Source organism: Verrucomicrobium sp. BvORR106 (assembly GCF_000739655.1).
Lineage (GTDB): Bacteria > Verrucomicrobiota > Verrucomicrobiia > Verrucomicrobiales > Verrucomicrobiaceae > Verrucomicrobium.
Genome location: NZ_BATR01000044.1, coordinates 1 through 14,580 on the forward strand (window position 1 = coordinate 1; position 14,580 = coordinate 14,580).

At 62.5% G+C, this 14,580-nt stretch carries 11 protein-coding genes; 5 read left to right on the plus strand and 6 right to left on the minus strand.

The annotated features are described in order from the left end of the window. Positions 1-662 precede the first annotated feature (662 nt). From BV106_RS06595 to BV106_RS06615, 5 genes are all read left to right on the plus strand, one after another. The gene (locus BV106_RS06595) at positions 663-2,096 is read left to right on the plus strand and encodes a sigma-54 dependent transcriptional regulator (protein ID WP_038162321.1); all 1,434 of its coding nucleotides are present in this window, start codon (positions 663-665) and stop codon (positions 2,094-2,096) included. Between the two features lie 91 nt (positions 2,097-2,187). Beyond that, positions 2,188-3,987 carry a hypothetical protein gene (locus BV106_RS06600; protein WP_038162324.1) on the plus strand — a complete coding sequence of 600 codons (1,800 nt, stop codon included), beginning with the start codon at positions 2,188-2,190 and terminating at the stop codon, positions 3,985-3,987. A gap of 110 nt (positions 3,988-4,097) precedes the next feature. After that, the gene (gene xseB, locus BV106_RS35155; protein WP_051945272.1) at positions 4,098-4,469 is read left to right on the plus strand and encodes an exodeoxyribonuclease VII small subunit; all 372 of its coding nucleotides are present in this window, start codon (positions 4,098-4,100) and stop codon (positions 4,467-4,469) included. Between the two features lie 32 nt (positions 4,470-4,501). Continuing rightward, on the plus strand, positions 4,502-6,388 hold the full coding sequence (gene dxs / locus BV106_RS06610; protein WP_038162327.1) for a 1-deoxy-D-xylulose-5-phosphate synthase: 1,887 nt from the start codon (positions 4,502-4,504) through the stop codon (positions 6,386-6,388). 235 nt (positions 6,389-6,623) lie between these two features. After that, the gene (locus tag BV106_RS06615; RefSeq protein WP_265595398.1) at positions 6,624-7,700 is read left to right on the plus strand and encodes a hypothetical protein; all 1,077 of its coding nucleotides are present in this window, start codon (positions 6,624-6,626) and stop codon (positions 7,698-7,700) included. A 16-nt stretch (positions 7,701-7,716) separates the two neighbouring features. Here BV106_RS06615 and BV106_RS06620 read toward each other — a convergent pair whose 3' ends face one another. From BV106_RS06620 to BV106_RS06645, 6 genes are read right to left on the minus strand one after another with little or no spacing between them, the layout of a single operon-like run. Beyond that, complete coding sequence (locus tag BV106_RS06620) at positions 7,717-8,766, minus strand: hypothetical protein (RefSeq protein WP_038162332.1); 1,050 nt, start codon at positions 8,764-8,766, stop codon at positions 7,717-7,719. A gap of 12 nt (positions 8,767-8,778) precedes the next feature. Then, entirely contained in the window at positions 8,779-9,231 is a 453-nt protein-coding gene (locus BV106_RS06625; RefSeq protein WP_038162334.1) for a biopolymer transporter ExbD, read from the minus strand. 10 nt (positions 9,232-9,241) lie between these two features. Further along, complete coding sequence (locus BV106_RS06630) at positions 9,242-9,685, minus strand: biopolymer transporter ExbD (protein ID WP_038162337.1); 444 nt, start codon at positions 9,683-9,685, stop codon at positions 9,242-9,244. Positions 9,686-9,727: 42 nt separating this feature from the next. After that, on the minus strand, positions 9,728-10,525 hold the full coding sequence (locus tag BV106_RS35160) for a MotA/TolQ/ExbB proton channel family protein (protein WP_051945274.1): 798 nt from the start codon (positions 10,523-10,525) through the stop codon (positions 9,728-9,730). Positions 10,526-10,572: 47 nt separating this feature from the next. Further along, positions 10,573-11,646, minus strand: coding sequence for a hypothetical protein (locus BV106_RS06640; protein WP_038162340.1), 1,074 nt, complete (start codon positions 11,644-11,646; stop codon positions 10,573-10,575). Next, positions 11,643-14,534: a tetratricopeptide repeat protein gene (locus BV106_RS06645; protein ID WP_038162344.1), complete on the minus strand. Its 2,892-nt coding sequence runs from the start codon at positions 14,532-14,534 to the stop codon at positions 11,643-11,645. The genes BV106_RS06640 and BV106_RS06645 overlap by 4 nt, the downstream gene beginning before the upstream one ends. Positions 14,535-14,580: the final 46 nt, after the last annotated feature.

A 14,580-nucleotide genomic window follows, 5' to 3' on the forward strand; every position in this document is an offset into this window, starting at 1 on the left:
CCTCCTCTTTCTCGGTGAACTACCAAAAAGGGTGTCTATGGTGTCATAGGGAACTGTTGATTGCCTTCCAAAAGCAACCCGTCGGCTGCGGTCCACCTGAGCTAGCAGTTCGTTCCTGAAACCCCGAGGCGACTGAGCCGGTTGGGACAACCGGACTACGCCCGTGGCGACGCAGCAGGAGTAGTCCGACGGTCCCCGTCGGTTTGGGAGCGGAGAGGTTGATGGTAATCACCCCAGACCCACTTGCTCCTCAACACGCCGCCGGCATCTAGACGAGCAATCTCCCTGCCTCAGCCATCCTCATACCGCATTTCCCACCGCGGTTATGACACCATAGACACCCTTTTTCCAAGTTACGCCAAAAAACACCCCCCTCTCTTTCTCGGTGAACTACCAAAAAAGGTGTCTATGGTGTCATAAGGAACCGTTGATCGCCTTCCAAAGGCAACCAGCCGGGCTGCGGTCCACCTGAGCTAGCAGCTTGTTCCTGAAACCCCGAGGCGACTGAGCCGGATGGCACATCCGGACTACGCCCGAGGCGACGCAGCAGGAGTAGTCCGATTCGTTCTCCTCACGTCCTCGCGCCAAAGCCATCTCCTGCCTTGACGCCTTTCCTATTCTCGGGCTTTGTGCCATTCTGACGCGCTCGCGCTCACAACCCCATGACCACGCCTGCCACCATCCTCATTGTCGATGACGAGAAGCACACCCGGGAGGGGTTGCGACTGTCGCTGGAGGATGATTTCGACGTCTATGTGGCGGGCAACTCCGCCGAGGCGATGGAGATCCTCAAAGGGGATCCGGTGGATGTGATGCTCACGGACCTCCGCCTGGGTGGGGAGAGCGGGATGGACCTTATCGGGCAGGCCTTGAAGCTGCCCCACGCGCCCATCTGCATCATGATGACCGCCTACGGCTCCGTGGACACGGCCGTGGAGGCGATGAAGCGCGGGGCGTACGATTTTGTCACCAAGCCGCTGAACCTGGATGAGGTGGAAATCCTCATCAAACGGGCGCTGCGCAGCCGGACGCTGGAGAAGGAGAACTCCGAGCTGAAGCGGCAGGTGGAGAAGAAGTTCTCCATCGAGGGCATCCTGGGCCAGAGCGAGGTGATGAAGCCAGTGTTCGAGGTCATCGAGCAGGTGGCACCGACCAAGGCCACCGTTCTAATCGAGGGCGAGAGCGGCACCGGCAAGGAACTGGTGGCCAAGGCTATCCACCACCTGAGTGGTCGCCCGGCGGCGAAGCTGGTGACGGTGCACTGTGCAGCTCTGGCGGCGAATGTGCTGGAGAGCGAGCTTTTCGGTCACGAGAAAGGCTCCTTCACCGGGGCCACAGAGCGTCGGATTGGTCGCTTCGAACTGGCAGATGGGGGCACCCTTTTCCTGGATGAGATCGGGGAGATCGACGCCAATATCCAGGTCAAGCTGCTGAGGGCGCTTGGAGAGCACACCATCGAGAGGGTGGGTGGGAACAAGCCCATCAAGGTGGAGGTCCGCCTCGTGGCCGCCACGAACAAAGATCTCTGGAAGCTGGTCCAGGAAGGCAAGTTCCGCGAAGATCTCTACTATCGCCTTCGCGTCGTGCAGGTGAAGCTGCCGCCTCTGCGGGAGCGCAAGAGTGACATCCCTGTGCTGGCGGATGCCTTTTTACATGAGCTGGCCAAGACGAATGGTAAGCCGTTCAAGCCCCTCTCGGATGAGGCCCTGCAGGCGCTGCTGGCCTACTCCTGGCCGGGGAATGTGCGGGAACTGCGCACGGCGCTGGAGCATGGCGTCGTGATGTGCAATACCCCGCGGGTGGGTTTGAAGCATCTGCCCGGCTATCTCCTCCAGTCTCGACCAGGGGCCGGTGCAGGTGCCTCGTCGATTGCCGCAGGCGGGACCGCCCGAGAGGGGGACCTTCCTGAAACCCTCGCCATCGGTGACGACCTGAACTTGGAGAAAATGGAGCGGGCGCTCATTGAGGAGGCGCTGCGACGGACGGGAGACAACCGGACTGAAGCGGCTGAGGTGTTGGGTCTGAGCCGGCGCACCCTCCAACGCAAGCTCAAGGAAATGAACCGGGTGAAGAAGATCCGGCGGCTGCGCGATTGAAATTGTTTCCGCCAAATTGTCTTGGAATTCGCGGGATCAAGTTCATGCTGGGCGCAGATCAGACCTCAAACCACGCCGATCCGGAATCAGGATGATGGACTCTCAAGATCAAACCAGCCGCGGTGGAGGGGTTAGCGGGCCTTCGTGGGGAGTGGTACTGGTGTTCTTTGCCGTGCTGGTGGCCTTGTTTTTTGTGCAGCTTTTTGCCACTTTCAGGGGCATCTCCTCCCCTGCGACCATGGACGCGGCGCAAGTGGCCCGGGAGATCGTCCGCGGCAATGGCTTCCATACCAAGCTGATCCGGCCCTACGCCTGGCAGCAGCAGTTGCAGGCGGGTAAAGACGCTCCTCTGGAGCAGATGGTGGACACCCACCAGCCGCCTCTGCCGACCCTGCTCATGGTGCCGCTGATGCAGACCTTCAAGGGGCACTGGGCCTTCCCCGAGGGGTCGCGGATCTACCCGCTGGACCGGGTCATCATTGGGGCCTCGTTGTTGCTTTTCGTGGCCTCCATCGGGCTGACGTATCTGACCGTGCAGCGGGTGTTTGATGCCTGGATCGCGGGCTGGACGGTGATCCTGATGCTGCTGTGCCAGTACTTCTGGGAGGTGGGGCGCATTGGCCTGACTCCCATGCTGCTGCTCTTCTTTTTCAGCCTGGCGCTCTATTGGCTGGTGGGGGCTATGGAGGCGGTGCTGGAGGGCCGCCCTGGTGTGGCTCGCTATGCGGTGGGACTGGGCTTGGTGACCGCCTGCATGGTGATGACGCACTGGATGGCGATCTGGTTGATGATCGGGCTGACGGTGGCTGCGGCCCTCTGGCTGCGGCCGCGGGCGCTGGCGCTGGCGGTGCTGCTGCCCTCCGTGCTGGCGCTGGGGGCCTGGGGCTGGCGTAACCAGATGGTGGGGGGAGATGCCCTGGGCTCCAGCAAGGCGATGCTTCAGGCGGCTCTGATGATGCCTGGTGACACCTGGCTGCTGCGGGACTTCTCAGGCATCAGTCCGCCGGTGGATGTCGGCTTCCTCCTTCGTAAGACGTTGAGCAACCTCATCGACCAGCTGGGCACGCTGTACCTCCACCTTGGTTCCATTTTGCCAGCAGGGATGTTCTTCCTGGCGTTGCTCCACCCCTTCAAGCGGGGGGAGACCAGAAACCTGCGCTGGGCGCTGGCGATTGTGTGGGGCATGGCCCTGGTGGGCATGAGCCTGGTGGGACTGCCGGAGAAGGAGTTCGATGAAAACCAGCTCCACCAGATCTTCATCCCGCTGTTTGCGGCCTATGGTCTGGCGTTTCTCACCGTGTTGTGGGCCCGGCTGGGCTTCACCCACGCCGGGTGGTGGGGGAAGAACGCTCTCGTGGTGGCCGCCGTGCTCATCAGCATCCTGCCCATGGCCCGCGCTCTGCCCCTGGAGGTGCTGGCGGGCCTCTATAACAAGGGGCAGTTCGCCCACTGGCCGCCTTATCTGCCGGACCGGATCGCCAAGGTGAAGGATTTTGTGGAGGAGCGGGAACTGGTGTACACCGACATGCCTTGGGCCGTCGCGTGGTACGCGGACCGCAAGGCCGTGTGGCTCCCGATGGAGGTGGCGCAGTTCAACGAGATGCGGGAGCGCTCCAAGGCGCACGGGGAGGAAGTGGCGGGCATGCTCTTCACTCCCTTTTCTTCCAAGGTCTCAAACGTGACCGATGTCTTCTCCAGCGAGTACCGGGCCTGGGCTCCAGAGGTGTATCGGGGCTCTGGTATCGGGCTGGGGCTGGATACGCTGAGTACGGGCGAGTTCCCGTTTAAGGAGATCTTTCCCTTGGCGGGGCAGCCGGTGGGGGCCCGCTTTCTCGTCCAGATGTCCTTCATGTCGGACCGGCGTCGCTGGGAGGTGGAGGCGGCAAAGTAGGCCGGGGCCACCCCCGCGCCTTCTCAAGTTGGAGAAAGGGGGCCTCAGGTGACAGCGCATTCCGCTTGCGAGGATGGCGCGAAGCGGCAAAGTATCCGACTCGCCGCACCATGACCGAAGAAGAACGCCTGCCCGAAGACCTTAGCTTTGAAGAAGCGATGGAGTCGCTGGAGGCTATTGTGTCCTCGCTGGAGAGCGAGCGCATGCCTCTGGAGGAGATGGTGCAGAGCTATGAGCGCGGTGCCCGGCTGTTGAGCCAGTGCCGTTCCCGTATTGAGAGCGCCCGCCAGCGGGTGGAGATGATCACTGCCGATTTGGATGGCCGTGGCCGCGTCTCTCTCAGTGATTTCGCCGCCTTGGAGGAGACGACTGCTCCCACTGCCAGCGGCAATTCAGCTTCAGAAGACAGCCCGAAGACCCGAGTGCCGAGAAAAAAACCGGCCCAAGAAGAGTCGAACGAAGGTGAGATCCGATTGTTTTAGCCAGCCCGCCCAGCTTATTTGATCATACTACCATGCCGGAACTGCCCGACATTCACTCGCCTGCCGACCTCAAAGCACTGCCTCAGGAGCAACTGCCCGAGCTGGCAGAACGGATTCGCCAGACCCTGATCACCACCCTGGCGGAAACCGGCGGGCACTTGGGGCCCAACCTGGGCGTCGTGGAGCTGACTCTGGCCCTGCATCGCGTCTTTGACACGCCGAAGGACAAGTTCATCTTTGACGTGGCCCACCAGGGGTACGTGCACAAGATGCTGACCCATCGCTGGGACCGCATTCACACCATCCGCCAGTACGAGGGGCTCAACGGCTTCCTGCTCCGCTCCGAGAGCGAGCACGACTCCTATGGCGCGGGCCATGCCGGCACCGCCCTCTCTGCCGCCCTCGGCATGGCCGTCGGCCGTGACCTCCGTGGCTCTGACGAGCACGTCGTGTGTGTGGCGGGCGACGCCGCCTTCACCTGCGGCCCTACGTTTGAGGCGCTGAACAACGCCGCCGCGCAGACCAAGCGACTCATCGTGGTGCTCAACGACAACGAGTGGAGCATCGACCGGAACGTGGGTGCCCTCGCGAAGTACTTCAATCACATCGCCACCCATCCCACCTATGCGCATCTGCACCAGACGGCCGCCGGCCTGCTGGAGATGATCGGGGGCAAGGTGATCCGCCGTCTGGCGGGCAAGGTGGAAGAGAGCGCCAAGGGCTTCCTCTTGGCGACCAATTCCCAGCCCAGCGCCTCCACCTCCGTCATCTTTGAGGAGTTTGGCTTCCGCTACTACGGTCCCATCGACGGGCATGACCTGCCGCTGCTGGTCAAGACCTTTGAGTTTCTCAAGACGCAGAACGAACCCGTCCTCCTGCACATCATCACGGAGAAGGGCCGCGGCTACAAACCGGCGCTGGAAGATCCGGGCAAGTTCCACGGGCTGGGCAAGTACAAGATCGAGACCGGCGAGGCCATCGCTGGCGGCACCCCTACGTTCTCGCAGATCTATGCGCGCAGCGTGACGGACTTTGCCAAGGCGGACCAGAAGATCGTGGCCATCACGGCCGCCATGCCGGGAGGCACGGGGCTGAGCGTCTTTAAGAAAGAGATCCCCGAGCGCTACTATGATGTGGGTATCGCGGAAGAGCACGCCGCCCTGTTTGCCTGTGGTCTGGCCACGCAGGGGCTGAAGCCGTTCCTCACGATCTACTCCACCTTCATGCAGCGGGCCTATGACATGATCATTCATGACATGGCCATCCAGAAGCTGCCCGTGCGCCTGTGCATGGACCGCGGCGGCCTGAGCGGTGATGACGGCCCCACCCACCACGGTCTCTTTGACATCGGTTACCTGCGTCCTGTGCCAAACCTTGTGCACATGCAGGCCAAGGATGAGGACGAGTTTGTGGACATGCTTTGGACCATGGCCCACTACGAGGACGGTCCCATCGCCATTCGCTACCCGCGTGGCAGCGGCACTGGGGTCACCCCGAAGGATAAGCCCGTGCTCCTGGAGATCGGCAAGGCCGAAGTGGTCGAGTCTCAAGGCCAGGTGGCCCTGATCGGCCTGGGCTCCATGTTCGAGGTGGCAGAGCAGACCCGGCAGCTGCTGGCAGCCCGGGGTATCGAAGCCGCTCTGATCAACCCACGCTGGATCAAGCCGATGGATACGGCGGTCCTTGAGCAGTTCGGCAGGCAGTGCAAGGTGATCTGCACCTTTGAAGATCACGTGCTGCGCAACGGCTTCGGCTGCGGCGTCATCGAGCACCTCAACGACGCTGGCATCAAAACGCCGGTGGCCCGCGTGGGCTGGCCGGATGAGTTCATCGAGCACGGCACCCCCGCGATCCTCCGCAAGAAGCACGGCATGACGGCCGAGGCGGCAGTGGAGAAGATCCTCGCCCTGCTGCAGTAGCTCTTTTCAAGGAAGGCCGTCTGGGAGACCAGGCGGCCTTTTTCTTTTGGGGCATGCTTTCGGATAATTCTTATTTCTCCACAGCATGTGGTGTTCCATCCGGAAAGTGCACACTCCAAAAAAACGTGCGTGAAGGATGGCCATGCCTTTGCTACTGTGCGGCGTTCTTGCCAAGAGTCGGAATGCGGACCTCCCTGGTTGGTGACCCGTGGCATGAAGGAGCCGCCTCTGAATCGTGAATGTAGCAAGTGTCAGCCCGCTCTCCGTCCGCTCTGCCAAGCGGACCTGGTCCCGATTTAAGCGGGGCTTGGCGGCACTGGCCCCCAAGTGGGGCTACGTGCTGGGTAGGAGGCTTTTTCATGGGGCGCTACTCTACACGGGCTGGCCCCAGGTGCCGTATTGGGCGCTGTCCCAGTACATGCGCCGCCAGGAGTTTTGCCTGAGCAAAGAACTGGCCGATCTGCCCGTGAAGGACGGTGAGCCCCGGTTTGAGATTCACATGATGCTCTGTGAAGGACACGTGGTCATGGCGGAGTGGGCCATCTGGTCGTTCGTGAGATATGTGGAGGTGCCTTACAAGATCATCGTTCACGATGACGGGTCCCTGACCTATGCGAGTGTCTCAAGACTGAAGGCACTGTTCCCGTGCCTCACGGTCTTGTCGCGGGAGGAGACGGATGCCCGCGCCCGGCAGTACTTTGAAGGCCTGCCGCTCTGCCGGGAGGCCCGCACCCAGTTCGACTTCTCCTTGAAGCTCTTCAACCTGGGGTGCACCGCCGGCGCCAGATCCATCCTCATGCTGGACAGTGATGTCATCACCGTCGCGCGTCCGGTCGAGCTGCTGGAGGCCCTGGAGCAACCGGAGTCGGGGCTCCAGTACAATGAGCATTTCCGCGAACCACTGGAGACCATCGCCTCGGAGTTTCGTCTTCCGGATCTACAGGCTCGCGTGGAGCGCGCCTGTGAGACGCACGTCCAGCCGTTGTTCAACTCCGGGGTGATGTCTTTCAACAAGGACGAGATCCTGGACTATGCCGTGATAGAGCGCTGGCTGGGCCGGATGAAAGAGCAAGGCGTGACCATCCCGATCCTAAGTGAGCAGACGCTGTTTGGCATGCTCGCCCACCGCTCCGGCCGGGCGCGACCGCTCCCGGAAGACTACCGGGTTGGTCGCGGTGCAATGAAACTTCGCGGAACCCATCCTGACACAAAGATGTTTCACTTCATGGCCTCCACGAAAAACTACTTCTTTTCCCTGGGCATCCCAGCCGCCCTCCGGGCAGAGGGCGCCGTGAAGAACGACGCTGCTTGAACGGAGGCGCTGAAGGTCAGCGCCCCATCTCCCGGAACTTGCCCCCGCTGCGCTGGGCGAGGCGACGCCAGGTGGCGTTGTCCTCCGGCCGCATCTGGAAGCCGATGAAGTGGATGGGCACCTCCTTACCGGCGGCGGCCTGGAGACGCTTGAGTTGTGCCTCGAACTCATCGCCCGGCACCTTGCGGTTGCCATCGGTGGGGGTGGTCTGCTCGAAGCTCCCGTCGGAGATCAAGAAGATGGTGTCGGGCTTCAGGCTGAAGGCGTAGTCCAGCACAAAAGGAAGCCCGTTGGGGATGGTGGACTTCACCCCCTGACCACCGGCGGGCATCATGCCGCTCTCGTCCCACTGGGTTTCGATCCACTGGTGTGCCAGATCCTTGTTGGTGGGGCTGGCGGCCACCAGCTCTTCGCTGAAGGGCTTGAAGTTGCGCACGAACTGGATGATCGAGTAGCGGCAGTTCACGGGCAGCTTGCTGATGAGTTCAGAAGTTTCCTCCTTGATCCGCTCCAAGGGCACTCCCGAGGCCTTGGCCTTGTTCACCACAGAACCGGAAACGTCAAACAGGAGGAGGATGCGCCGGGCCTCGGTCTTGATGCCGAAGAAGCTGAGCCCCGTGCCACCCATGCCGCCGCTGCCGCGCCCCCCACCACTGCCCATGCCAGAACCCAAGCCGCCGCTGCCCACCATGCCGGAGATCTGGTCGGATACGATCTGGCTCGGATCCAGCGGCAGGAGTTGGTCCATGTCGATCCTGGGCATCTCAGGCAGGGAGAAGGCAGTGGGCCGGGTGCTGACGATGCGGTCGCTGAAGGTGGGCTTCGGTGCCATGGCCTCGTGCTTGGCCATGGTCATCTTGTGCTCACGGCTCTGCACCGGCACCCGGATGTCGCGGGTTGGCACGGTGAAGGTGGCCGGAGGTTCGGCGAAATAGCGGGCCACAATCCAGACCCCGGCCACGAACAGGCCGGCGATGTGCAGCCCCAGAGCCACAAGGAAAACGGTGACCAGCAGGCCGCGACGGCGGGGGCTGTGGCTGGCGGGGGCAGAGAGGGCGGCTTGCATGGGTATTAGGAATTACTCAACCGAGGCCTCCACGGCCCCGCCGAAGGTGACGGCGCTGATGTGGGCCCGGGCACAGGCGTTCAACACATCCACAATGCGCTGGTGGGGCACGTCGTCATGGGGCACGAGGGTCACCAGGGCCTGGCTGCGGGCGGCATCGGCGCTTTCCTTGAACCGCTTCAAGGTGGAGATCAGCTGGGGCATGTCCTTGTCGCCGGGGGCGCCCACTTTCATCTCGTTGAGCAGGACCACACCCTTCTCATCGATCTCAATCCGCTGCTCGTCTGGGATCTCCACGGCCTCCGTCTGGGCCACAGTGCCCGGGAGCGTCATGCTCATGTCTCCCTCGGGCTTGGTCGGCTTGGAGGTCAGGATGTAGAAGAAGAGCAGCAGGAAGCACACGTCGATCATCGGTGCGATCTGCAGTTCCACCTGGGGATGTTCAATACGGCGGGGGACGGCCATGGCAGGGGAGCTATTTGTTGTGGGCACCGAAGATGACGGTCACGGCCCCTGCTTCAGCAGCCATGTTCATGACCTGCTTGATGCGTTTGGCCGGGGTGCGGCTGTCGGCGCGCACATAGACCTTGAGCGGCGGCACTTCTTTGAGCCGGTTCTTGAGGTGGGCCACGGCTTCCTTGTCGGTGACTTGACGGTCCCCGCTGAAGAGCTGGCCGTGCTCGTCGATGTTCAGCACATCGCGGTCACCTTTTTCCTTCTGCTCCGTGGCGGTGGCGGCCTTGGGCAGATCCACCTGCATCAATTTCATGCCCTGGGTCAGCTTGCCGGTGAGCATGAAGAAGAAGAGCAGCAGCATGGTGACGTCCACCATGGGGGCGATCTGCAGACCCACCTCCTCCACATGCAGCCGCTTCAGCGGGCGACGTGCGACTTCCTCGTCATTGTGATGCTCGGACATGGTGGTCGGTCAGGTGCGTGGCGTGCGGCTTCTTGATCCGGATCAGGCGACGGCTTCGGCTTCGGCGTTCTGAGCTGCGGTGGAAAGGGTGTCCACCAGGTCATTGAGCGTCTTGTGCACGTCGGCCATGCCGCTCTGCACCATGCCGCGGAAGTAGAAGTACATGAACATGGCCGGGATGGCGAGCATGAGGCCGCCCGCGGTGGCCACGAGCGCCTCACCGATGCCGCCTGCCAGCTCCGTGGCCTCCGCCTTGCCGGCGGTGAGGGCGGAGAAGCTGGTGATCATGCCGCCCACCGTGCCGAGCAGACCGATCATCGGGGCCATGACGGCGAAGGTGTTCAGGTAGTTCACCGTCACCATCATCTTCGTCTCCTCGCGGAAGCACTCGTCCGCCACGGCATTCTCCATGCCCACCTTGCCCAGATCATGGCGGTGGTAGTTGATCTTCCCAAGGGCCGCCAGCATGGCGCGGCCGAAGAGGCCCGGGCGGCTGTTGCAATACTGGGCGGCAGACTGCACATCGCGCTGCTGCAGGTGATTGCGCAGCGTGGTGACCATGTCATTGGGCATCAGCTTGCTCTTGGACTGGGTAAGCAGGCAGTAGAGGCCCAGCGCCAGGGTGGCGACGGAGCAGGCAGCGATGACGTGCATGATGGGCCCGCCTTCCTTATACAGGTCCAGCAGGGATTTGTCGGACTTGTGCGTGGTGTGGGCCGGGGCTTCGGCACCTGTCGGTGCCGATTGCTGGGCCACCGTGAAGCTCACGGAGCTGAACATGAGGAACATGCCGCCGACAATGGCCAGCGGGAGAAGGGTGGGGCGGAGCAGGTGCTTCATGGCGGCTTGGGAAACAGGAAATAAAGGAAGGACAATGGGCGCTGGGTTCAGGGAGCGGGGGGCTTGCTGTTGCTCTCGGGTTTCGCGTAGCGTTTGCGGCGGGCGGATTCCGGCTCCTTGGAGGCTTCAGCAGCGGGCTTCTCCATGGGCTTGGCGGGTTCCTCGGGAAGCTCTGGAAGGGTGACAGGCACCTCCAACGGCAGCTTGTGCTTTACCAGAAACTCGCGTGCTTCCCCGGCCTCTTTGGCTTTGGGATAGAGATGCAGGATGTCCTGCGCACAATCAGCGGCCGCAGAGACGTTGCCATCAAACTCAAGCACAGCGGCGGCCTGCCACAGCCCTGCAGTGGCGGACTCCTCCTGCGTGCCGTGGAAGAGGGAGGGTTTGACGGAGCATTCGACCGATTCATGAAACAACCGATTGCGCTCCGGCACCACGAGATCGTCCTCCTCCCAGCGCGGGTTCTCTGACTGGATTTGCTTCAGCGCTTCAAAGCTGTGTTTGCCCGTGAAGAGCAGCACGCGCACTGCCAGCCATTCGTCGGTGCTGTGGTCAGCCAGGATCTTTCTGGACTCGGCCAGGGCATCCTGGGAGCGGTTCAAGGCAACAAGCGTCTGTATCCTGGTCCAGCGGGCCTGGGCCCGGCGCTGGGGATTCCAGTCGTTGGAGATGATGACGTCACAGATCTCCAGAGCTTTGGCGCGGACGGTTGGGGTGGGGCTGGCCATGCAGGCGCTGGCAAAGGCCAGGCCCAAGTCGCCACCGGGGTGATTGGGGCGGGCCAACAGCGGCAGGACCGTTTCCCAGCGGCTGGCCAGACGGGCTCCGTCCCTGGCGGCATCTGTCGTGCGCAACAGGGCGTGGAACTCTTCATCCATGACAAAATCGGCCGACCGGATCTCTGTCCAGGGCACGTCGCGGGTCATGAGGCCCGCGGCTCCCGCAGGCCGGTATTCAATGCGCAGCATTTCGGCGGTGCTGCTGACAATGCGGCAGGGTACGGCGGCACCGTTTTGCAGCACCACCACGTCGGACTTGGGGCCAGTGGGGGCTTGAGCAGAGAGCTGGCTCGCCGCAAGTCCAAGGCAAAAGCAGATGCTGAGGGCGGACAGCGTTCTCATGGAATGGAGGAGGTGGAAGCCTGTGGTGTTTCGGCGCCTTCCTCAGGCCGACGATCCCGCCAGGAGGGATCCCGCGAGTCCAGTAGGACGATCGCCTTCTGGTGCACGGGCTGGGCGGAGAGTTCCAGCCGCTCTGCGAGTTCACGGTAAACGGCCTCCGCCTTGCGCGGTTCATTCAGGCGGTCCAGTGCTTCGGCTCTTTTGAAGTAGGCCAGGGCCACTTCAGGGAGATACTTGCCATAGGAGACGTACACGCGCTCAAAGTAGGCGGTGGCTTTGAGGTCCTGCTTCTGAGCGGTCATGAGGTCACCCAGCTTGAGCAGGGTGGTGGCCTTGAGCTGCCTCGGCACGGTGGGCATTTCCAGGATCTTTTCCATCTCGGCCTGGGCCTCTTTGTATTTGCCCTGGTCAACGAACAGCCCGCTTTTGATGGAGGCAACCTCCCCAAGCAGCGGGGAGTTGAGGGTTTCGGTCTCGAACCGGGCAAGCGCCTTGAGCGCCTCCTCAGGTTTCTTCTCTGACAGGGCAATCAAGCCGAGGCCGAGAAAGACGCGGTCTTTTTCAAAGGCTCGCGGATGCCACTTGCGCAGATCCACGTAGAGCTTGCGTGCCTCGTCCAGCCGGCCGGATTCGCGCAGGGCGTCCGCCACGTCCGCCACGATTCGGGGGCTGTGCTCCTTCGCGTTGAGGCGGGGGGCGAGTTCGAGGAGCCAGCGACGGCAGTTGTCAGGATCTGCCTTGCGCCAGAGCACCGCGCGGGCCCATCCGGTGCGCAGAGCCAGGAGGGGGCGCAGCGTGGCTGCCTTCTGCGTCAGATCACCCAGCCGGACCTGTAGTTCCTGCCTTCCCTCCGGACCGGGATAGAGCCTGGGCAGGGCGGTCAGAATGTCTTCCACCCCTGGAGTGTCGGCCGTGTTGCCATGCTTCTCGATGGCGTCCCAGTAGGCAGTGCGGGCTTCTTCGCGTTTCCCGGCGCTGTCGTAGGTCCATCCGATCCAGTACACGGCCTCCGCTATGCGCATGCTGCGGGGGTTCTCCAGGATGAACCGCTCGTAGTGGGAGCGCATGGCGTCGAAGCGCTCGGCCAGATTGTAAATGTTGCCGGTACGGAACCAGGCGTCCTCGTGGAAGCGGGGATTGGCCACCCGGTCGATGGTCTGGTAGGCGGCGATCGCCTCGTCAATGCGGCCCTCGGCCCCGAGAGCATCTCCCAGCAGGAGTTTGCCCTCCTCCGCGTACTGGGAGCCACGATTGGCGGAGATGAATGACTGGAGTTCGCGGATGGCGCGTGGATACTCAGCCAGGCCGAAGCTGGAGAAGGCGATGCGGAACTGGGCATCCTGCGTGTAGCGGGCGTGCTGGGGGTAGCGCTTCAGATACGCCTCCATCTGGCTGCGGGCCTGGGCGTGCTGCTTGTCGAAGGATCTGCCCATCCCCGTCCAGTAGAAGGATTCCTCAATCAGATCCGTGGCGTTGGGATGTTTCTTGGGCAGCTCAGAGAAGGCATCTTCCGCCTCCCGGTTGAGATCCTGCTCCAGCAGGCAGATGCCTTCCATGAACAGGGCTCGTGCTGCCATCTCGTGCTGTGGGTGTTTCTGGTGCACCTCGGCGAAGATCATCTCCGCGGCGTCTGGACGATGGTCGCCCTGCAGCGCGCTGGCTTTGAGGAAGAGCACCGTGGGCAGTTCGTCGGGGCTGGTGGGGCCGAACTTCTCAATCCACGTGTCCGCGGCGGTGACGGCCTTGTCCCAGCGCTGGATCTGCATCCAGCACTGCACCAGGCTGAGAGTGGCCTTTTTCACCACGTCATCGGGCGGCATGCGCTGCAGCATGTCATCCAGGATGAGGGCGCACTCACGATAGCGCCCCAGATCCCGGTAGGCGCTGGCGATGCGAAGCCTGAGGGCAGGATCGAAACTGGGTAGTTTCTCGAACTGCTCCAGCTCGCGCTGGATGCGGGAGATGAGAGACTCGTACTGAAACGCCAGATACTCCTGACCAGGCGTCTTCCTGGCCACCTCCAGTCGCGTGGTAAAGGAGGCCAGGGAGGCCTGCTGCGTGCTCAGGAGTTTCTCCCGGTTCCAGATCCTCTGGAGCACGTAGATCGCGTCATAGCTCTTTCCCGACTCCAGCAGGCGGGAGCCGAGCTGCAGACAGAGGGTGTGGTAGGCCACCGCTTGGGTAATTTCCTGAACATGCGGGGCGGAGTCTTTTACCAGCGCCAGCGCTGCCGCATCATCATTGCTTTCCAGCAGGGCATGGAGCCTGAGTACCGTGGCCCGGCCCGCGGCCTCGCGGTTGACCTGACGGAGCGGGGCGATCTGGCTTCCGAAGAAAGTGGCTGCGCCCTTGAAGTCGTCCTTCATAATGAAGCACATGCCGTACAGGACCACGGACTCTGTCCTGCGCCCGGCATGCACTCGCCGCTGGACCTCGTTGAGGCGGACGACGTAGGGCAGTTTCTCCCCGTAGAACTCTCCAAATGCCTTTTGGGCTGCATCAAAGTCCTGCACCTGGAACTGGCAGATGCCTTTCCAAAAGGCAAGCTCATCACTGGAGCCGGGATCAAGTTGCGGATCCTTGAGCACCTCTTCCAGCAACGGCAGCGTCTCGGCGTACTTTTTCTGCCGGAGCTTGGTGCTCACAAGAAGGGGCTTCATGCGCTTGGCGGCCTCGGCTGTCTCCGCCACGCCTCCGTAGGTGTCGATGAACTTGGTGAAGAGCGTTTCCGCTTGGGCCCAGTCCCCTGCATCAAATGCGGAACGCGCCGCATTGAAGAGCTCCGTGGGAGTCAGTTCCGTCGCATCCTGGGCTTCAGCATGGCGGGGTAGTGCGAAATTGAGCCACCACAACAGGAGCAGGATGAAGGAGGTGGTGGGCTTCAGCATGGCGGGGGCCGATCTATTGGATACAGCGGCAGAAGTGGCAAGCCGG

Bases quoted from the DNA above. Each gene is read 5' to 3' on its own strand.
- BV106_RS06595 (WP_038162321.1), top strand. From the start codon at position 663: ATGACCACGCCTGCCACCATCCTCATTGTCGATGACGAGAAGCACACC.
- BV106_RS06600 (WP_038162324.1), top strand. From the start codon at position 2,188: ATGATGGACTCTCAAGATCAAACCAGCCGCGGTGGAGGGGTTAGCGGG.
- xseB (WP_051945272.1), top strand. From the start codon at position 4,098: ATGACCGAAGAAGAACGCCTGCCCGAAGACCTTAGCTTTGAAGAAGCG.
- dxs (WP_038162327.1), top strand. From the start codon at position 4,502: ATGCCGGAACTGCCCGACATTCACTCGCCTGCCGACCTCAAAGCACTG.
- BV106_RS06620 (WP_038162332.1), bottom strand. From the start codon at position 8,766: ATGCAAGCCGCCCTCTCTGCCCCCGCCAGCCACAGCCCCCGCCGTCGC.
- BV106_RS06625 (WP_038162334.1), bottom strand. From the start codon at position 9,231: ATGGCCGTCCCCCGCCGTATTGAACATCCCCAGGTGGAACTGCAGATC.
- BV106_RS06630 (WP_038162337.1), bottom strand. From the start codon at position 9,685: ATGTCCGAGCATCACAATGACGAGGAAGTCGCACGTCGCCCGCTGAAG.
- BV106_RS35160 (WP_051945274.1), bottom strand. From the start codon at position 10,525: ATGAAGCACCTGCTCCGCCCCACCCTTCTCCCGCTGGCCATTGTCGGC.
- BV106_RS06640 (WP_038162340.1), bottom strand. From the start codon at position 11,646: ATGAGAACGCTGTCCGCCCTCAGCATCTGCTTTTGCCTTGGACTTGCG.
- BV106_RS06645 (WP_038162344.1), bottom strand. From the start codon at position 14,534: ATGCTGAAGCCCACCACCTCCTTCATCCTGCTCCTGTTGTGGTGGCTC.